Below are 19696 nucleotides of genomic sequence, written 5' to 3'. Positions count from 1 at the left end.
CCCCCCCCCCCCCCCCCCCCCCCCCCCCCCCCCCCCCCCCCCCCCGCCTCTTGCTCGTGTCAGGCTATTTCAGCGGGTTGATGTCCTTTGCGAAGTACTGGTCGAGAATCTCATCGGTGAAGTACGGCACGCCGGTACCGGCGAGAGCCTCTGACGAGTAGTCTCCACCGGGCTCGGCGATCTCAGCGAGGTTGTCGTTGTTGATGAGGACCGGCGGCAACGAGATGTAGTTGCTCTTGGGCGATGCGCCGGCGAGCGTACGCATCAGCGTGTCCCAGACCGCATCGGCCTGCTGCACGGGGTCGCCGACCACTCCAGCGGCCGAGTACGTGTCCTTGTTGTCGATCCAGTACGACAATGCTCCTGCCGTGGCACCGTTCATCGAGACGAGCGGCACCTCCCGACCGACCTGCTGGAAGGCGGCGATCGAACCGGTCGCCATACCGCCGAGCTGCAGAACCGCGTCGATCTCTCCAGGGTAAGAGGCGAGGAAGGTCTGCACGCCTTCCTTGGCGGACGGATCGTTGAATGCCGCGGCGACCTCACCGACGACCTCGATGTCCGGGCAGGCCTCGAGTGCGGCATCCACACCCTCGCGACCCTGCACCTGCGGGTCGACGCCTTCGATGCCGTTGACGATCAGGACCTTGCCAGTGCCGTCCGGCAGCTGACCGAGTGTGGCGGCTGCCGCGGCACCCGCATCATGGAAGAAGTTGTCATGCGCCGTGACGGCGTACGTGCTGGGCAGAGTCGCGAACGACGCGGTGACGATGCCGTCTTCTCCTGCTGCATCGACGGCCGAGGCCATCGTCTGGCCCGACATCGGCTGGATGAGGATGCCGTCGACCCCGGCTCCGACGAGCTGCTGGTAGGTCTGCAGCTGCTGGGCGGGGTTGAACTCCGACATCAGGTTGACGACGAGGTCGCCCTCGACCAGGCCCTGCTCCTTGGCTTCGTCGAATCGCTTCTGGAGCTGATCGTGGTACGCCTGGTTGATCGCGGTCGCCAGCGGAAGCATCGTCAGGCCGATCTTCCACGGTCCCTCGCTCTCGGGCAGGTCTGCCCACGCGCTCTTTCCGAGATCCATACCGACGCCCTGGAACGCTGCCTGGATGTCCTCGGGGTATCCCGCCAACAGGCCGTCGGGGTCATTGGGCAGCGGGCCGGTGAGCGAACCGCATCCGGACGCCGCGAGCTGTGCCGTGCTGACTGCGTTGACTGTGTCCTCGCCTCCTGCTGCATTGCCGTTATCGGCGGAGCAGGCGACGAGGGCGCTTCCGGCGAGCACGACTGTCAGCGCGCACAGCGATGTGCGCCGAAACCGCTGACCGGTGATGCTGTGAGTGATCATGGTGCGTTCCTTTGTTCGTTCGATAGGGATGTGATCGGGTTCAGACGCGGTCGCGAACGCGGCGCTCGCGACCATAGAGCATGACGGAGACCAGGATGACGAGGCCGAAGAGGATCTGCTGATCACCCTTGGTGAATCCGTGTCCGGCGAGCACGGTGTTGAGCACCGTGATCAGCAGCACACCGGCGGTGGATTTGATGTAATCGCCACGAGCGCCGACGACGGTTCCGCCGACGACGACCGCTGCCAGGCCTTGGAACATGTAGTGCGCACCCTGGTCGAGGCTGACACTGCCCGCAAAGCCGGCGAGGAGGATGCCGACCAGGCCCCAGCAGAGTCCCGAGATGAGGAATGTGGTGACCCAGATCCGACGAGTGGGCACGAGGGCCAGGTTCGCAGCGCGCCGGTTCGCTCCCACGGCGTAGGTGCGCTTTCCCGCGGCTGTCCAGCGCAGGAAGACGGTGACGACGATGATCACCGCGAACCAGAAGATGACGATGGGGGGCAGTGGGATGAAGCCGAAGGTCTTCGTCACGGGCGAGAGCTGCTGCGACAGCCAGGACGGCACACTGCCGGTGAGGTTGCCGGCGGCGAGCACGTACACGATGCCGAGTCCGAACGCTCCGGAGCCGAGACTGACGATCAGCGGGTTCAGATCAAACCGGTGGCAGATGTAGCCCACGCCCGCCCCGATGAGACCCGTGCCAACGAGCGTGAGAACCGCGACGATCCAGAAGTCGATGCCCAGACGTGCGGGCAGCGCCACGACCGCGAGCCCCGCGGCGGGAATGAGCGACGCGGCGGAGAGATCGATTCCGCCGATGATCATGACGAGCGTGTGTCCGAGCGCGGCGATGCCGACCAGCGACGCGAGCACGAGCATGAGCGTGATACCGCCGACGTTCAGCAGCCCCGGCAGAGTGGCACTGCCCACAGCGAGGATGATGATGATCGCGATGACCTGCAGGACCGGGTACTCCTGCTGCACCTGCACAGCCCGATGCCACGCTTTGCGCCGCGGCGTCTGCTCGGTGCGAATCGTGACGGTGGGTTCTATCGTGGAGTCCTTCGTGAGAGTCATTTCGTGCCTCCTGCAGCACTCAGCTGGCGGCTGAAGATTATGGCGCCGACGAGAGCGGCGCCGTAGACGATCTGCATCCAGGACTGCCCGATGCCGGCGACGCCGAGCGCGCTCTGCAGCAGGTAGATGAACGCGACACCGGCCAGCGGCCCGACGATGCCGCCGCGGCCGCCCTCGATCGCGGTTCCGCCGAGCGCGATGGCGACCAGGCCCGGGATCAGATAGCTCTGAGCAGTGGACGCGTCCACCGCCCCTGACACTGCGACGAGAGCGAATCCGCCGATGCCGGCGACCAGACCGCCCATCGCGTAGGCGCTCAGGCGCACGCGATCGACGTTCACACCGCTCGAGAACGCCGCGGCGTCATTGCTGCCGGTCGCGAGCATCGTACGGATGAAGGGGGTCTGGCGAACGATCAGCCACAGAGCGATCGGTACGAGGATGAACAGCAGACCGATGGGGAAAGCCGACGAGCGGGCGCCGAGATCCGCCACCCAACCGGTCTTCGCGAACGCCGGCACCGGAGCGATCTTCAGGCACAGCCCGATCAGCACGAAGTTCATGCTCAGAGTCGCGATGAGCGGCGAGATCCGCAGCCGCGTGACGATGAAACCGTTGAGCATGCCGAACAGTGTTCCCACCAGGAGGATGATCGGGATGGAGATGACACCACCGAGCCCGGCCGGCACCAGCCACACCACGTAGATGGCGCAGCACATCGTCATCAGCGCGGAGAGCGAGAGATCGATCCCGCCGCCTCCTGCGAGAGGAGCCATGCCACTGGCCATGGCGACGAGCGCGAACGGCGCGAAGTAGAGGATCGTGTGCGTCCAGCTCATGTTCGGCTGGAGGATCATGTTGACGACCAGCAGGATGAGCGCGAGCACGAGCGCCGGAACGAAGTAGAAGCGGGCCACTGCGGTTGCCAGTTTCGCCGCACGGCGAGCGGTCGGCGTCGCCGCCGAGGGCTTGACGTCGGGTGCGATGGTGCTCATGAGGCTTCCTCCTGCTGTCCGAAGTACGCCGAGACGAGCCGCTCGCGGTCGAGCTCGGAGTGAGAGATCTCCGCGGCGATCGCATTCTCGCGGAACACGATCACGCGGTCCATGAGGTCGAGGTGCTCATCGACCTCGGACGAGAGCATGACGATGCACATGCCCTCGGCGGCAAGCTCTGAGATCACCCGGTACAGGTCTCGCTTGGCGTTGATGTCAATGCCTCGGGTGGGATCGTTCAACAGCAGCACCTCGGGATTCGCGGCGAGCCAGCGGGCGAGGATCACCTTCTGCTGGTTTCCTCCCGACAGAGTCGTGATCGCATCGCCGGCATCGCCGTACTTGATGGACAGGGCATCGCGCCACTTCTCCAGCCGCTTCGTCGCGCGCTTGGCATTGACGAAACCCGACCGTCGGTCCTGCTCGAGTGTGGCCACGGCGAAGTTGTCATGGATAGGCATCCAGCCGAAGATCGCGTCGGCGCGACGGTCACGAGGCAGATATACGATGCCGGCTCGCCTGGCCGTGAGCGCGGTGTCGATTTCACGCCTCTGCTTCCCGAACCGCTCGACGGTCCCGGCATAGGGCGCGCGGTGACCTGCCAGCGTGAGCAGGAAGTCTTCTTGGCCCTGTCCGTCGAGGCCCGCGAGCCCGACGACCTCGCCTCGTCGCAGCGTGGCATCGAAGGGAGCAGACCCCTCTGCCAGTGACAGCCCGGTCACTCGAACGGCTTCTGCGGCATCCGCCGCGCTCCCCTTGAGGCGGGTCTCCCGGTTGCGGGCGTCGACAGCCGCCAGTCCGCTCATGTGCTGCACCAGCTCGGCCGGAGTCCATTCGCCACGTCTGAACTCGGCCGTCGTCGCACCTGTGCGCAGCACCGTGATGCGATCTCCGACGATCTCCACCTCGTCCATTCGGTGACTGATGAAGAGCACGCTCACACCGGTCTGGGTGAGCTCGCCGACGATCTCGAGCAGTCGGTCGCGCACCGCGATGTCCAGCGCCGACGTCGACTCATCCAGGATCAGCAGGCGAGGACGGGAGACCAGTGCGCGGGCGATCACGCAGGCCTGCCGTTCGCTCAGGGACAGTGCCCCGATCGGAGTGTCAAGGTCGGGCACATAGCCGAGGAGGCGGTTCAGGCGCTCGCTCGCGAGCACTCGCTTGCGGTCTCGCGGGACCTGCCCGGTCAGCAGTCCCTCGACACCGAGCCAGACGTTCTCGAGCACGCTGCGAGCATCAGCGGTGAGCACCTCCTGGAAGACGGTGATGATGCCCGCCCCGCGTGCGGCCGCTGGATTCGCGAAGCCGGTCGTCTCCACACCGTCGATCGTGATCGTGCCCGAATCGGGGCGCTGCACACCGCTGAGGATCTTGACGAGGGTGCTCTTCCCGGAGCCGTTTTCTCCCATGAGCACGTGCACCTGGCCGGGGGCGATCTCCAGTGTGCACTCGCGAATGGCGCGGACGGGTCCGAACGCCTTTGCGATGCCCTGGACGCGGACTCCATCGGCCAGGGGCTCGCCACCGAAGTCTGCGCGTTCTCGCTGAGCAGATGTTGACATGAGCGGGGCTCCTCACGGCTGTCGACGGCGATGTCGAAGGTGACGACATCGGTGTCTCGGGTGTCGACGTCCTCGTCGAACTGGGTACGTGAATGCAACGCTACGGAAGCGGCGGCGAGACGGCCAAGACGAGAGAACCAAGGATTCATCCATGCACTGATATGGATCGTGCACTGATTCGTCCTTCTCTCCATGCACTCTCGGCATCAATCTGGTAAGTCAGGGTCGCGGTGTCGCGATCAAGCCATCAGGAGGTAACGCGTGGACTCTGGCCAGATCATCCGAAAGCTCGCAGAGACCAGCCCGGATCATGTCGCCGTCATCTTCGAGGACCGGTCATTGACGGCGTCCGAGCTGCTCGATCGCTCTTTCCGGCTCGCCAACGCTCTGCGAGCCTCGGGTCTTGAACCAGGCGACCGCATCGCGACACTCGGTGGCAATGCGCTGCGCAGCATCGAAGAGCTCGTCGGTCTCGCGATCGGAGGGTTCGTGCGAGTCCCCCTGCATCAAGGCAACTCTGCCGACCGCCACCGGCACATGATCGAGCACAGCGGAGCCCGCGCGCTGATCGTCGACGCCGGCGGTCTCCACGAGATCGGTGAGACGACATCGACGGCGGGACTGTCTGCTGTTCTCGTCGACGATGAGCAGGGCGCTTACGAGCAGGCGCTCGCCGAAGCATCCTCTGCCGACCCGCGCGTGGCGATCCGCCCTGGTGACTCGATCCAGATCGGTTATACGGGCGGAACGACCGGTCTACCCAAGGGCGCCATCCAGAGCCACCGTGGTTGGTTCGACGTCACGGTCGAGAACCTGCTCCTCATGGGGCCGCCCGACCCCGAGCACGATGTCTACCTGGCGGCAGGCCCGATCTCCGGCGCTGCCGGGTCCTACGTCTTCTCAGCTCTCGCCCGTGCCATGCCGATTGTGATCGCTCCCGATCGCACGGCTGCCACGGCAGCTCGGCTGGCTGTCGCCCACGGAGCGACCGTCATGCTCGCCCTGCCGCCGCTGATCGAGGAGCTCGCCGGCTCGGAGTCCTTCGACGCCGACGACTTCGAAGGGATGCGCATGGTCATCTCGGCCGGCGCACCCCTTCGCAGCCGCACTATCCGTGAGTTCATCACCCGTTTCGGGCCCATTCTCACTTTCGTCTATGGCCAGAGCGAGTGCCTGCCGATCGCCGCGCTGACGCCAGCCCTGATCCGTCGGGCACTCGCGGGCGAGCCGGAGCTGCTGCAGAGCTGCGGCCTGCCGACCCTGCGCTCGCGCATCGTCATCGTGGATGCCGATGGCCGGGAGGTGCCTCGCGGCGAGGTCGGCGAGATCGCCGCCGACGCCGCAGGCGCGATGGTCGCCTATTGGGCGAATCCAGACGCAACGCGGAAGAAGTTCACGGCCGACGGCCTGGTTCGCACCGGCGACATCGGCCTGTTACGCCACGACGGCGTCCTCGTACTCAGCGATCGCGTCGAGGACGTTCTGACCGTCGACGGTCACGCGGTCTACCCCTCCGCCGTCGAGGATGCGCTCTTCGATCACGCAGCGGTGCGCGAAGTCGTCGTGATCGGACAGGATGATGACGATCTCGGCCAGTTGCCCCGTGCGATCGTGACGCTCAGAGAGGCGGATGCCACGGACGCCGATGAACTGCGGACCTGGTGGCGCAGTGACAGCCGGCTGGCCGTGCTGCCGCTGCAGATCGAAGTCGTCGACGGCGACCTGCCGCGGACTCCAGCGGGGAAGCTCTCGCGCGCGCTGATCCGCGAAGCGTTCAGCGCATCACGCGCCTGAGACGCGCATGCCCTGGCTCTCGCCGGGAGCGAGCACGATGTCGAAGCGCACATCCGCCCAGCATTGGCCCCCGACATCGCGTCCGTCCGGGGTCGCGACGGCACCCTCGTGGTGCGCGAAATCCATGATGAGCGATTCTTTGACACCGAAGACGCTGTCGCCGATCTCCAGTTGCTCGTCGCCGCGCACGAAGATGTGGGTGACGAGAGTGCGATAGCCGGGCGCGGTGACCATGAAGTGCAGGTGCGATGCCCGCACCGGTGAGCGCCCGGTCGCCGCGAGCATCTTGCCGACGGGTCCGTCATACGGAATCGGATAGGGAGTCGGAAACAGCCCCCAGAAGTTGTAGTCGCCGCGCGTGTCGGAGAAGAGATGGGCTCGAGCGGCAGTGCGGCCGTCGTCATACTGCACGTCGTAGAAGCCGTCTTCATCGGCCTCCCAGACCTCGATGCGAGCGCCCGGGATGGGATCTCCGTCGGTGTCGCGCACCGAACCGGTCACGAAGCAGGGTTCACCTGCGGCGCCGAACGACATGTCTCCGCCGAGAGGGATCTCCGGCGCATCCTCGACGAAGAAGGGCCCGAAGACGGTCGCCTCGGTGGCATCGCCTTGAGCCTCGTTGTTCATCGCCACGACCTGCATGGAGATGCCCAGGGTGTCCGACAGGAGCACGAATTCCTGACGGTTCTCCGAGGTGATGTGCCCGGAAGCGGTGAGAAACGCGATGGCGGCGTTCCATTCCGCTTCCGTGAGCCGGACATCGCGGACGAAGGCGTGCAGATGCTTCACGAGTGACTGCATGACCTCCTTGAGACGCGGGTCCTCGGTCTTCTCGAACGATGCGACGACGGTGTCGATGAGATCCTGTTCACGCCGCTGCTGCTCTGCGCTGATCTGAGCCATACTCTGCTCCGCTTCTATTGGACTTCTTCACCGGCCCAGGCTGCGCGCAGGAGGCGTTCGACATCTGCAGCCGTGACCGGTCGGGGGTTGGATGCCGGGATCGCCTTCGCCGAGAGTTCAGCGGCCTCGGGGAGGTCGGACTCCTTCAGCCCGATCTCGGCGAGCGATCCCGCGATGCCCGATTCGCGACGCAGCTCGAACAGTCCGCGGGCCGCTGAGGTTCCGCCCACCGCGGAGAGGATGCGGTCCGCGGCAGCGGGAGCAGCGGGACTGTTGAACGCCGTCACGTACGGCAGCACGATCGCGTGCATCTCAGAATGCGAGAGGCCGTAGGCACCGCCGAGCACGTGACAGATCTTGTGGTGCATTCCGCTGCCGGCGCTCGCGAATGCGACCGCTGCAAGGTATGCACCGTAGAGTGTCTTCTCGCGCGCTTCGAGATCTGCCGCGTCGGCACTCAATCCGCGAAGTCCGGCGACGAGAGTACGCAGGCTCTCCGCACCCATGGCGGTATTGATCGGGTCCGCGCGCGGTGCCCAGAGTCCATCGACGGCGTGCGCCATGGCGTTCATCGCACTGGCTGCGGCAAGGTGCGCGGGCAGCGTCGCTGAAAGGGATGCGTCGTAGACGATGGCCGCCGGCAGCACCTTCGGGTCGACTCCGGTCACTTTGCGATCGTCTTCGGTCAGCCCCCACACATCGGTCGCCTCGCTGCCCGCGAAAGTGGTGGGCACGGCGATGATCGGCAGCCCAGTGTCGCGTGCGACGATCTTTGCGAGCCCCGTCGAAGACCCTCCGCCGACCGAGATCACGGCATCCGCTGCTGTGCTCCCCGCGAGCTCGACCGCCTGTCGGGCGTTCTCGGCCGGAACGTGCTGCACGACGTCGTCGATGCGAGCCGCGACGGAGACGCGGTCAACGATCTCATCAGTCAACGCCACGGTGAAGGCATCCCCGATGAGCAGGACTCGTTGGAAGCCGTGTTCCTCGACAACGCGCTCGAGAAGCTCGACGGCCTGGCCCGTGCCGAACAGCACGCGCTGTGGCAGTGTCGTGTGATCGAATGCGATCGTCATCTTCCGCTCCTGGTCGATCAGCCGGCGAGCGCTGTGCGCGCGGCCTGCACGAGAGAGGTCGGGCGTCGGCCGATCAGCTGCTCGAGTGCGGTCGAGTCGGTGTCGAGCACTCCCTTGGCGATCTCGGCGTCTGCCGAAGCCGTCCACTGCGCGAATCCTTCCGGTGCCCCCGTGGCGACGATCGCGGCGATGAGCTCATCGCCGTCATGATCGCGGTATTCGACGGGCTTGCCTGAGACCTCGGCGAGAGCCGAGGCGAATTCTTGGAGCGTGACCCCCTCGCCGCCGAGCTCGAACGTCTCGCCCGGCTTCGGTTCGAGCAGCACGACCGCCGCCGCATCCGCGTAGTCCTTGCGTGTCGCCGCCGCGATGCGGGCTCCGCCTGCACCGCCCAGCAGCATTCCCTGCGCCACCGTGCCTGCGGCACCGGCGGTGTAGTTCTCGGTGTACCAGCCGTTGCGGAGCACCGTGTACGGAAGACCCGAGCCCGCCAGCGCCGCCTCGGTCGCGCGGTGTTCATCAGCGAGGATGAGCGTCGACGAGTCGGCGTTGATGAGGCTGGTGTAGCCGATGAACGAGACACCGGCTCGCTTGGCGGCGTCGATGACGTTGCTGTGCTGTGCGAAGCGCTGACCGATCTCGCTTCCCGAGACGAGCAGCAGTCTCTCGACGCCGTCCAATGCGGTGTCCAGAGATGAGGGATCGTCGTAGTCCGCCTGACGAATGGCGACGCCCTCTGCTGCGACCTTCTGCGGGGTGCGAGCGATGGCGACGATGTCTGCCGCGGCGACACCGCGCTCCAGGAGAGACTCGATGATGAGGGCGCCCAGCTGGCCGCTGGCTCCCGTGACGGCGATCTTCATTTCCGCATTCCTCCGAGGTTCGCGTTCAGGGTGTGGGGATCTTCTTGAAACGGCTGTGATGGAACACGAGTGGCGAGACGTCTCGTGCCTCCTCGACGCTGTGGACACGCAGGACCACGAGTGTGTGATCGCCGACGACCTGCTCCAGCTCGACGGAGCATTCGAACGTCGCCGATGCGTCATCGAGCAGGATGGCCCCCGAAGGGGTCAGCCGCCATTCGAGACCGGCGAACCGATCCGGCACCTTCACTGCTAGCTGACGGGCCGCCACGCTGTGCTCCTCGCTCAGCACGCTGATGCCGATGCGCGCTGCGCGCCGAAGGTGCGCCCATGTCGAGGAGCCCTCGAGGATGTAGACCGAGACCAGCGGCGGGTCGATCGACACTGATGTGAAGGAGCTGCAGATCATCCCATGCGGCTGCGCGCCGGGAACTCCATCCGGATCGGTGGCGCACATCGCGACCACACCGCTGGGGAAGCACGAGAACACGCTGCGCAGAGACGCGGCATCCAGAGTCACCTGAGGCGACTCTACGACTTCAGCCAACACGAACCGTTCCTCCATCCACATGCATGACCTGAGCAGTCATCAACTCGGCTTCGTTCGAGACGAGATACGCCAGCGTGCCGACGAGATGCTCGGGAAGCATCTTCGTCTGCACGCTCTGCGTGGTGGCGACAGCGCCGAAGACCTCCTCATCGACGAAGCTCAGGAGGCCGTCGGTGCGGACCATGCTCGGTGCGATCGCATTCACGGTGATCCCGAACTGACCGAACTCGGTCGCCAGCGCACGGGTGAGTCCGACGACGGCCGACTTCGACGTGCCGTAGTGCGATCCGTTCGGCACCGCGACCCATGCCGAAGAAGAGCTCATGTTGACGATGCGCCCCCACCCCGTCTTGGTCATCGCCGGCGCCAACGCCCGGGTGACGAGGAACATCGAGTCGAGGTTGATCGTCATCATGCGGCGCCACTGGTCGAACGTCATCTCCAGGAACGGGATCGGCGGGTCGGGGTGGATCGCGGCGTTGTTCACCAGGATCTGCACGGGCCCGAACTCGCGCTCGACGGTCGCGGCGGCGGCGGATACGGCTTCAGGATCGGAGATGTCGACCTTGACGGCGAGCGCGCGACCGCCGGCGGCGGTGATCGCGTCGACCGTTTCGGCGCCGTCGCCGAGGTCGAGAATGGCGACGGCGGCGCCGTCTGCTGCGAGCCGCTCCGCGAAGGCCCGGCCGATGCCGCGCGCTCCGCCGGTGACGACCGCGGTCTTTCCATTGAGATCTGACATCTCGTTACTCCTCTGCGGTTCTGCGCTGCTCAGTAGACGGACTCGGCTTCGCCGAGATGGATCATGCCGATGCGCTGCATCAGCTGGCCGTACTGCGAGACGTTGTGCGAGCGATACATCTGCACGTCGCGCTGGTAGCGCTGCATGCGCTGCCCCTTCTTCGCGGCGCTCGCACCGGCCGAGCGGTAGAGCATCTCGACGACCTCGCACGCCATATCTCCGGCCTGGATGAGCTGGCCGAATCCTTCGACGTCCATCGCGCGGGTGTACGGGCTGCCGGTCTCCGCCGTGATGCGGCTGCGCTCTTCGAAAACCTCGTTCACATGGATGAGGATCGATTCGGCCGAGTCGGTCTTGACGATAGCCGTGCCGAACTCGCGCTGGTGCTGGGGATCCTTGGACCGCTGCTGCTGCGGGGGCAGCAGCGTCGTGCGTGAGGTGATGATCTCGCGGTATTCGTCGATCGCGGCACGCGCCGTGCCCACCATGACCGAGACGAGCTCGGTCATCAGGAAGGTCTGCGGAATCCCGAGGTAGATCGGGTTGCCGTGGTACTCGAGCCCGGGTGATGTCGAGATCGTCGGCACGGTGAGCCAATCGCCGTCGACGACCCAGCTCTCCGGAACGAACTGGCTCTCGACGAGGATGCTGTTCGATCCGCTCGCACGCATGCCGAGGATCTTGTCGCCGCCCCAGTCGTCGATGCGCGAGAACTGCTCGGCAGAGACCATGGCGTTCAGGAACTTCTTCGGCGCCCCATCGGGCTGCCCCTCGAGCATCACACGGACGATGGCGTGCGTCGCATAGGGGTTGCCCGACTGGTAGGGCGAGCGGGCGTTGATGATGTAGCCGCCGTCGACCTTCTTCGCGGTGCCGGCGGGCGGCATCGACTGCGAAGAGCGGAAGTAGCCCGTGTCGTTGTTGAACACCTGCTCCTGTGCCTCGATCGGCCACCACGAGGCGACCGACAGCGCGTGCCCGTGTCCGAGTGAGTAGCACCAGCCGCTGCCCGGGTCGCCCTGCGCGATCTCCATGACCGTGCGGGCGAAAGCGGTGGGACCCAGCTCGAGGCCACCGAAGCGCTTGGGTGTGAGCAGGTGGTAGAGGCCGAGGTCGACCATCTGCTGGTGGACTTCTTCGGTGTAGTAGCCGAGTTCTTCTGCCGTATCCTGCTGCTCGCGGAGCAGGCCGCGCAGTGAACGTGCAGCTTCGACGATCTCATCGGCGGTGGCCGTGCGGTCGACTGTCGTGATGGTCATCATGCTCCTTCGCAGCTTTTCGATGGGGCACTGCCTCGTGCGCCTTTCTACATAGTAGACGCTATCGTCTCGTAAAGACAACTCCGACATTCTGAGCGATTCCAATGAAAACGGGACAGAGCTGTGAACTACGGCACAGCCCTGTCCCGTAAATGGGTCAGCGGTCTCAGCGACCCGGGTAGAGCGTCGCTCCGATCACACGGCGCTCGGCGACTGCATCCAGCATCGCTGCGATCCCCGAAAGATCCGTTTCGGAGTCAAGGATCGCCCCGAAGTCGAGCGCACCGGACTCGAGCAGGTCGATCGCAGCCGGAGTGTCGCGACGGATGCCGAAGCCACCCTGCTGGCTGCCGTGCACGGTCTTGCCCTGGCAGGCCAGGGGCGTGGCCGGGAACTCCACAGACGCACCCATGTTCAGGGGCACACTGGAGAGCACGACAGTGCCCCCGGCCGGAGCCATCGCCCATGCCTGCTGCATCCCCTCGGTCGAAGCGGAAGCCTCGAAGACCATATCGGCACCCCGGCCCAGCGGTCCGCCGCGATCGGGACCCGCAGCCTGCACAGCGGCGACAGGGTCGACGTCGGTGGGGTCGATGACGAGGTCAGCACCGGTGGCCGCCGCCACCTCGCGGCGAGCGGCGACAGGGTCGATGCCGATGACGGTGCGGGCTCCGGCGAGCTTGGCCGCCTGCACGTAGCTGAGCCCGCAGGGCCCGAGGCCCACCACGGCGACTGTGTCAGTCGGCTTGATTGCCGCGATGCGGAGCGCCGGGCCGATACCGGAACTGCCACTGATCGTCAGGAACGACAGCACGTCGTCGCCGAGTTCCGTGTCGACGGCGACCAGCTGAGACTGGGGCACGATCGCCGCTTCGGCGAACGAACCGACAGCGCTCGATGCGTGCACGCCGAGGCCGTCCTTTGTACGTGCGATCGCCGGACCATCGAACTGGATCTGTGCGCACCAGTCCGGTCGGCCATTGCGGCAGTACCAGCAGTCATCGCACTGGGGCGTGCCATAGATCAGCACACGATCGCCGATCTTGACGGCGGTCACCGCGTCGCCGATGCGCTCGACGATGCCCACGCCGCCGTGACCGAGCACCCGCGGCAGCGGACCGGGGCCGCCCTGGTTTTCGTCCCGGATGAAGAGCTGGTCCGATATCGATACGTTCGATGCGGTCACCCGCACCTCCACATACTGGGGATCGAGTTCCTCGAGATGCTCGAGCTCCTCGACGCCGAACTGCACGGTGCCGTCCTCGGCCCGCCCCCGCAGAACTGCGGCTCTGAATGCACGGGTCATGGTGTTCCTCTCACTCGGTGGCTCATCACGCGCGCGTGAGCGCGACGCTGGGTCCTGGGCGGTCGACATAGGCGATGGCCCGCCTGCCGCTGACAGTCACGGACAGTTCGCCGATGCCGTCGATCCGCAGCGTCACCACGTCACCATCGACGATCGGACCGACCCCTGCCGGAGTCCCTGTCGCGATCACATCGCCTGGCTCCAATGTCATCACAGAACTGGCATAGGCGATGACCGCGGGCACGCTGTAGATCAGCTTGGCCGTCGTGCTGTCCTGCTTGAGCTCGCCGTTCACCTCAAGGCGCAACGCGACATCGCCGGGATCGCCGAACTCGTCGGCCGTGACGACCACCGGGCCGAGAGGGGTGAAGGTGTCGAATGACTTGCGAGTGGAGCGGTCCTCGGTGGATCGCACGGTGATATCCAGCACGCCGGTGTATCCGTAGACATGATCGAGCGCCTCATCCAGAGGGATGTCTCGGCCACCGCGCCCGATCACGACGGCGAGCTCGCCCTCGTAGTCGGTGCGCTTGTCGGTGTATGGCAACTCGATGACTCCACCGGGTCCGGTGACCGAAGTGCTGGCTTTCAGGAACACCCCCCAATCCAGGATCGTGTTCGAGTCGGGCATCTCGTCGACATGCTCGTAGTAGTTCGCCGGCGCCCCAAGGATCTTCCCCGGTCGCAGCAGCGGAGCGTCCCACGCGACGTCGGCGATCGGCACGCTCGGCGCAGACGCCAGCATCCCTTCATCGATGCGGATGCCACGACGGATGACCTCGTGAAGCGGTCCCTGCGGAGCATCCGATCCGACGAGGTCCGTGACGTCTCGGACCACCGGCTCCTGCACGACGCCGAGTCGGCCACCGTTGAACAGACCGATCCTCATGACAGCACCCGCTCGGACTCGAGTGGTTCATAGACGTCGCGATGCGGCGGGATCACCGGCAGCGGAACGTCGCCGGAGGTCGTGTAGATCCAGTCGATGAAGCGTCGATCATCCGGTGCGATCGTGCGCAGCAGCGCATCGCGCTGATCGGCCTCGCTGCCCGCGACATGGCTGAGCTCTCCCCAGAAGCGCGAACCGCGCTGCACCGCCGATGAGCGGTCGAAGCGGCGCCTCTCGAACTCGTTCCACGCAGCCGGGATGTCGTCGGGAAACTCAGTGAGGACTGCGGCGAGCGCCACTGCATCCTCCATCGCCTGACCTGCACCCTGCGCGAGGTACTGGTGCGTCGGGTGAGCCGCGTCGCCGGTGAGTACGACCCGGCCTTTCGACCAGCCGGCCTGCGGGGCACGGTCGAACTGCACCCACTTGTGCGAACGATCTATCTTCGAGAGAAGACCCCTCACGAACGGACTCGCGGCCGCGAAGGCCTCGTCGAGTTCTTCCTCGGTGCCCCAGCCTTCCGAGCCCACCGGGGCACGGTCGCTGCGGAACGAGACGACGACGTTGACCTCGCTGCCGCCGCGAATCGGATAGTGCATCACGTGGTGATGCGGGCCAGTGCGCAGGGTCACGGCGTTCTCGACGTCATCCGTGCGCGCGATCGTGCCGCGGTAGATGACGTACTGCGATGCCAGCGGGACCTGGTCGTCGATGACGTGTCGGCGAACACGCGAGCGGATGCCGTCGGCGCCGATCACCGCGCGACCCTCATGGACCGCGCCTTCGGCGGTGGTCACGCGAACCCGGTCGCCCAGATCCTCGATGCCGTCGATCGTCTGCCCCGGGATGATCGTGACGTTCCCGGTCGACTCGGCCGCCTTCATGAGGCCCGAGAGCAGATCGCCGCGGTGCATCACTGCGTACGGCTCCTCGTAGAGCGCGCGGAACTCATCGTCGAACTCGAAGGCGACGACCTCCTCATCGGTGTTCACGTCTCGCATGACGGCACGACCGGGCAGCACTTCCTTCTGTGCGAGATGCTCACGCACTCCGAGGTCGCGGAGGATGCGCATCGCGTTGGGGCCGACCTGAAGACCGGCGCCGACCTCGGCGATGACGGCCGCACGCTCAAGGAGTCTTACAGGGATCCCGGCTCGCCCGAGAGCGAGCGCGGCGGTGGCGCCGCCGATGCCGCAGCCGACGATGAGGACTTCGTCACTTCGTTCTTCCTGTGCCATGTCACTTCTCCGGTGCAGCGTCGGCGCTCTGCTCGCGCAGCAGGCCGAAGGGCTCGTAGATCGGACGGTCGGTCATCTCGAAGAGGACGACGTCACTGCCCTCTTCAGCGAAGTGCTGGTACCAGTTCCAGGAAGGGACGACGAAGAAGTCGTCTTCTTCCCAGTCGAAGCGCTCGCCGTTGATGATGCTGTGACCGCGACCCTCGAGTACGCAGAACACTTTGCTCGGGGTGTGTCGACGCGCGAGGCCGTGGCTGCCCGCGGGCACCATGCTCAGCGAGCAGCCGATCGTTGCGATGACCGGGCCACCCGTGAGCGGGTTGACGTAGTCGATCGATGCCCCCTCAGCCGGTGATCCCTCGACTTCGTGCAGCGCGAAGAGGGTCTTGCGCGCCCGGTCGTACGGATACTTGTTGATCGGCGAGTAGGTCTTCTTCCAGGTCTCCTTGACACCTGAGGGAACCAGACCCGCACCATAGCGGGCGACGCTGGCGTCTTCGGGCTGGTTGAGGGGCTGGAGCCCGTCTTCGTGCTCCTCCGCGAACTGGGCGTGCTGACCTCGCACGAATGGGACGTCGAGTCCGTCCAGCCAGATCATCGGCTCATCGGCCTGCAGGCGATGATCGTGCCACGCGTACTGCGGGGTGAGCACGAGGTCGCCTCGATGCATGAGCACCGGCTCGCCGTCGACCGTGGTGTGGCCGCTGCCGTGCAGCAGCAGGCGGATCGCACTGGGCGAATGACGATGCGCGCCGGTCTCCTCACCCGGGAGCACGAGCTGATAGCCGGCGACGATGTTGTGGCTCGTGCCGAAGACGCGCTTCGGGTTCGACGCGTTGAGCGCCCGACGATCGTAGTCGTCATCCTCCGTCATGACATCCGCTGATTCGTGCAGCAGCGGGTAGATGTCCTTCGCCCGCCAGACGTACGGAACCTCGTCGAGCGTCGGCTCGGTTGCCATCGTGCCGGGGATGGTCCAGAGCGCGGCCACGTTGGCCTGCTTGAGCCGCTCGTAGTAATCGGTCTTGACTGCTTTGTCGATCGCCATGACGTCGCCTCCATTGAAACGTCAACGGATAGTCCGTTGACTGACTATTTCGACCACCGTATCCAGATGGCTCGAAGTGTGTCAATGCGTAGCGCGGTCATCATGGGGGTTCGTATCAATCGGCGCCGGACCCGTATCAATAGGGCACATGATTCGACCTCAAAGTCATCCGTCGACGGAATAATCGATCAGATGGGCATCATGGAAGACTCGCGCCGCGTTCCCGCCGCGCTGCTGCTCGTGCTCGGCACGCTGACCGCGATCAGTACTCTGGCGACCGATATCTACCTACCGGCGATGCCGGTCATGGCGGCCGATCTGCAGACCGACGCTTTATGGATCCAGACGACGCTGAGCGCATTCATCCTCGGCATGGCCGCGGGGCAACTCTGCTTGGGCCCGCTCTCCGACGCGGTCGGTCGCCGATGGCTACTCATCGGCGGATCAGCCATCGCTCTCATCGCAACAGTGCTCGTCGCGCTCGCGCCGAACGTCGAGATGCTCATCATCTGGCGGGTGCTCCAGGGAATCGGTTCAGCCGCAGGCGTCGTGATCGGCCGGGCCATCGTATCCGACCTCGCCGATGAGGAGAATACCGCACGCGCTTTCTCGATCCTCGGCCTGATCGGCGGCGTCGGGCCCATCATCGGCCCTCCAGTGGGCGGCCTGATCCTCGGCTGGGCCGCGTGGCCGGTCATCTTCTGGATTCTCGCCGCGCTCTGCCTCATCGCGCTTCTCGGTGTCATCCTGCTCGTGCCCGAGACTCTGCCGGCGCAGAACCGCGTCAGCGGTGGACTGCCGGCCTTCTTCCGCTCGACGGCCGGCCTGCTCAACGACCGCACGTTCCTCTCCGCGACCCTGATGATGTGCTTCGCCGTCGGCGCGACTTTCGCTTATATCGCAGCATCCCCCTTCGTCATCCAGACGATTCTCGGCTTCGACGCCATGTCCTACACGATCATCTTCGCGATCAACGGGATCGGTCTGACCCTCAGCGGCGCCATCGCCGCGAAGACCGTCGGTCGGGTCAGCGAGACCACGCTCTGCCGCTTCGGACTCTCCGCTCTGACGCTCGGCGGCACCATCCTGCTGCTTGCGACCGTGTTCGACGCATTCACGGCGTGGCTCGTGCTCCCCGCTCTGTTTCTCATTCCGACAGGTATGGGCGCCGTCTTCGGACCGGGAACGGCGCTCGTCATCCGCAACGCCCGGCGCACGGCGGGTACCGCCATGGCGCTACTCGGCTGCGGACAGTTCATCTTTGGCAGCATCGCCGCACCGCTCGGCGGTGTGGGCGGCGCCACCGAGAGCCTGCCCGTCGCACTGGTGATTGTGATCAGCGGGGCCATCGCACTCGGTCTAGTGCAATGGCTCACCGCCACCCGCTCGCTCGATTCGAGGAACACGGCGGAAGTAGCTTCCGCCGAGCGATGAATGCCGCCTCGCTACACCGGCTCGGCCTGCTTCCCGGACGCCTCGGGATCGGCATCCCCGCCGACGGTGCCCTCGACGACGGGAAGGATGATGCCCAGCGGCATGGTGCTGGTGTCGAGCAGCTCGTTGTCCTCCTGCCCCTCGACGAGCTCTTTCGCCTCCGCCTTCGTCTCCACCGTCGGGAAGGAACCGAGCAGCGGGCGCTTTGCCGTCTCCTTCATCGTCAGCATCGCGATTCCCCCGAGAGCCGCGAAGAACATGATGTAGAACGCGGGCATGTAGGTGTTGTCGGTGAGATCGATCAGCGCCTGACTGAACAGCGGCGTCGTGCCGCCGAACAGCGACACGGCAAGGTTGTAGGCGACCGCCATCGCGCCGAAACGGGATGCCGTCGGGAACAGCGCAGGCAGAGCGGATGCAGAGATCGCGACGTAGAACGCGACAGGGATCGCGACCATCGCCAGCGCGATGAACACCGCCCATTCCTGGCCGATCTGCATGATCGAGAACGCCGGCACCATCAGGATGATCGTCGCGCCGACCGCGATGCCGTACACGGGCTTGCGTCCGATGCGGTCAGAGAGCTTGCCTATCAACGGCAGACACGCACTCATCACGATGAGCACGGGCACGGTCGCGATGGCGGCCATGAGGTTCGACACCCCGACTTCGGTCTCGAGGTAGGTCGGCATGTAACTGGTCAGCGCGTACCCCGCCGTGTTGGTCGCCGACACCAGCGCGATGCCGATGAGCACCTCGCGCCAGTGATGACGGAAGATGCCCGGGATGCCGTGGCGTCCGAGCGGGTCGTCCTCCTGCCCGGCGCGAGCGTCCTCTGCTTCTGCTTCGAAGGCCGGAGTCTCGGGGATCTTCAATCGGAACCAGATCGCCACAGCCCCCAGCGGGATCGCGACGAGGAATGGGATGCGCCATCCGTAATCGACCATGGCGCCGTCGCCGGAGATCCCCTCGACGATCCACGTGGTCACCGCGACCGTCGAGGCACCGGCGGCGAAGCCGATGTACGAGCCGACGTCGAGGAACGATGACCAGTACCCGCGTGAGCGGTCGGGCGAGAACTCCGAGACGTAGGTCGTGGCACCGGCGTACTCGCCGCCAGTGGAGAAGCCCTGGATCATCTTCAGCAGATACAGCGGCACGATCGCCCAGAGGCCGATCGCCTCTGATGTGGGAAGAAGACCGATGAGGGCGGTCGCCGTGGCCATCATCGCCATGGTGACGAACAGCACCTTCTGCCGGCCGATCCGATCCCCCAGCGGTCCGAGGATGAAGCCACCCAGAGGCCGCACAAGGAACGAGATCGCGAAACCGAAGAGTGTCAGCAGCAGACCGAGGCCGCCCGATGCATCACTGGTGAACACGGCGGTCAGCGTCACCGCCAGGTAGCCGTAGATGCCGAAGTCGAACCACTCCATGAAATTTCCGACGACGGTGCCGGTGATCGCTGTTCTCAGCTTCGACTTCTTGACGACGAGGACATCGTCGACTTCGAGACGCCTGGGGCGCGTGATCGCTTTCTTTCGGCTGGGCATCGGGTTCTCCTTCTGGGCCGATTGAATGGCATCCAAGCTACGCCGACGC

Annotated in this window: 17 protein-coding genes; 2 read left to right on the top strand and 15 right to left on the bottom strand. The window is 65.6% G+C overall.

Annotated features, from left to right (window positions below; translation table 11 throughout):
- Positions 1 to 64 precede the first annotated feature (64 nt).
- Genes ACTU6U_RS15055 through ACTU6U_RS15040 form a run of 4 tightly spaced genes read right to left on the bottom strand, consistent with a single transcriptional unit; the run spans position 65 to position 4992 of the window.
- Positions 65 to 1351, bottom strand: a complete 1287-nt coding sequence (locus ACTU6U_RS15055) for a substrate-binding domain-containing protein (RefSeq protein ID WP_443469926.1) — start codon at positions 1349 to 1351, stop codon at positions 65 to 67.
- A 40-nt stretch (positions 1352 to 1391) separates the two neighbouring features.
- The gene (locus tag ACTU6U_RS15050; RefSeq protein ID WP_443469925.1) at positions 1392 to 2432 is read right to left on the bottom strand and encodes an ABC transporter permease; all 1041 of its coding nucleotides are present in this window, start codon (positions 2430 to 2432) and stop codon (positions 1392 to 1394) included.
- Positions 2429 to 3427: an ABC transporter permease gene (locus tag ACTU6U_RS15045; protein ID WP_443469924.1), complete on the bottom strand. Its 999-nt coding sequence runs from the start codon at positions 3425 to 3427 to the stop codon at positions 2429 to 2431. The genes ACTU6U_RS15050 and ACTU6U_RS15045 overlap by 4 nt, the downstream gene beginning before the upstream one ends.
- Positions 3424 to 4992 carry a sugar ABC transporter ATP-binding protein gene (locus ACTU6U_RS15040; protein WP_443469923.1) on the bottom strand — a complete coding sequence of 523 codons (1569 nt, stop codon included), beginning with the start codon at positions 4990 to 4992 and terminating at the stop codon, positions 3424 to 3426. Before ACTU6U_RS15040 ends, ACTU6U_RS15045 begins: the two co-directional genes overlap by 4 nt.
- Positions 4993 to 5253: 261 nt before the next feature.
- On the opposite strand from ACTU6U_RS15040, the gene ACTU6U_RS15035 reads away from it, so the two are divergent.
- Positions 5254 to 6786: a class I adenylate-forming enzyme family protein gene (locus ACTU6U_RS15035; RefSeq protein ID WP_443469922.1), complete on the top strand. Its 1533-nt coding sequence runs from the start codon at positions 5254 to 5256 to the stop codon at positions 6784 to 6786.
- On the opposite strand, the gene ACTU6U_RS15030 is transcribed toward ACTU6U_RS15035, so the two are convergent.
- The 10 genes from ACTU6U_RS15030 to ACTU6U_RS14985 form a co-directional block, all read right to left on the bottom strand.
- Positions 6775 to 7689: a hydroxyquinol 1,2-dioxygenase gene (locus tag ACTU6U_RS15030; RefSeq protein WP_443469921.1), complete on the bottom strand. Its 915-nt coding sequence runs from the start codon at positions 7687 to 7689 to the stop codon at positions 6775 to 6777. The two genes, ACTU6U_RS15035 and ACTU6U_RS15030, sit on opposite strands and share 12 nt — an antisense overlap.
- Before the next feature lie 14 nt (positions 7690 to 7703).
- Positions 7704 to 8765, bottom strand: coding sequence for a maleylacetate reductase (locus ACTU6U_RS15025; protein WP_443469920.1), 1062 nt, complete (start codon positions 8763 to 8765; stop codon positions 7704 to 7706).
- A 17-nt stretch (positions 8766 to 8782) separates the two neighbouring features.
- Complete coding sequence (locus ACTU6U_RS15020) at positions 8783 to 9628, bottom strand: SDR family oxidoreductase (protein WP_443469919.1); 846 nt, start codon at positions 9626 to 9628, stop codon at positions 8783 to 8785.
- Positions 9629 to 9653: 25 nt separating this feature from the next.
- The gene (locus ACTU6U_RS15015; protein ID WP_443469918.1) at positions 9654 to 10178 is read right to left on the bottom strand and encodes a flavin reductase family protein; all 525 of its coding nucleotides are present in this window, start codon (positions 10176 to 10178) and stop codon (positions 9654 to 9656) included.
- Positions 10168 to 10920, bottom strand: coding sequence for an SDR family NAD(P)-dependent oxidoreductase (locus ACTU6U_RS15010; protein ID WP_443469917.1), 753 nt, complete (start codon positions 10918 to 10920; stop codon positions 10168 to 10170). The genes ACTU6U_RS15015 and ACTU6U_RS15010 overlap by 11 nt, the downstream gene beginning before the upstream one ends.
- Positions 10921 to 10949: 29 nt before the next feature.
- Entirely contained in the window at positions 10950 to 12179 is a 1230-nt protein-coding gene (locus ACTU6U_RS15005) for an acyl-CoA dehydrogenase family protein (protein WP_443469916.1), read from the bottom strand.
- Between the two features lie 166 nt (positions 12180 to 12345).
- Positions 12346 to 13485 (bottom strand): zinc-binding dehydrogenase, encoded by a 1140-nt coding sequence (locus tag ACTU6U_RS15000; protein WP_443469915.1) that lies wholly within the window; start codon positions 13483 to 13485, stop codon positions 12346 to 12348.
- 25 nt (positions 13486 to 13510) lie between these two features.
- Positions 13511 to 14374 carry a fumarylacetoacetate hydrolase family protein gene (locus tag ACTU6U_RS14995; RefSeq protein ID WP_443469914.1) on the bottom strand — a complete coding sequence of 288 codons (864 nt, stop codon included), beginning with the start codon at positions 14372 to 14374 and terminating at the stop codon, positions 13511 to 13513.
- Entirely contained in the window at positions 14371 to 15612 is a 1242-nt protein-coding gene (locus ACTU6U_RS14990; RefSeq protein WP_443469913.1) for an FAD-dependent oxidoreductase, read from the bottom strand. The genes ACTU6U_RS14995 and ACTU6U_RS14990 overlap by 4 nt, the downstream gene beginning before the upstream one ends.
- Before the next feature lies 1 nt (position 15613).
- Positions 15614 to 16660 (bottom strand): cupin domain-containing protein, encoded by a 1047-nt coding sequence (locus tag ACTU6U_RS14985; RefSeq protein ID WP_443469912.1) that lies wholly within the window; start codon positions 16658 to 16660, stop codon positions 15614 to 15616.
- A gap of 192 nt (positions 16661 to 16852) precedes the next feature.
- Here ACTU6U_RS14985 and ACTU6U_RS14980 point away from each other — a divergent pair, with 192 nt between their 5' ends.
- Positions 16853 to 18094: a multidrug effflux MFS transporter gene (locus ACTU6U_RS14980; RefSeq protein ID WP_443469911.1), complete on the top strand. Its 1242-nt coding sequence runs from the start codon at positions 16853 to 16855 to the stop codon at positions 18092 to 18094.
- 11 nt (positions 18095 to 18105) lie between these two features.
- Here the strand turns inward: ACTU6U_RS14980 and ACTU6U_RS14975 are convergent, their stop codons facing one another.
- Positions 18106 to 19647 (bottom strand): MFS transporter, encoded by a 1542-nt coding sequence (locus ACTU6U_RS14975; RefSeq protein ID WP_443469910.1) that lies wholly within the window; start codon positions 19645 to 19647, stop codon positions 18106 to 18108.
- Between the last annotated feature and the right edge of the window lie 49 nt (positions 19648 to 19696).

The organism is Microbacterium zouquanmingi, from assembly GCF_052266695.1.
Lineage (GTDB): Bacteria > Actinomycetota > Actinomycetes > Actinomycetales > Microbacteriaceae > Microbacterium.
The sequence above is the reverse complement of the archived record's forward strand: the minus strand, read 5'-3'. Positions and strand labels throughout refer to the sequence as shown.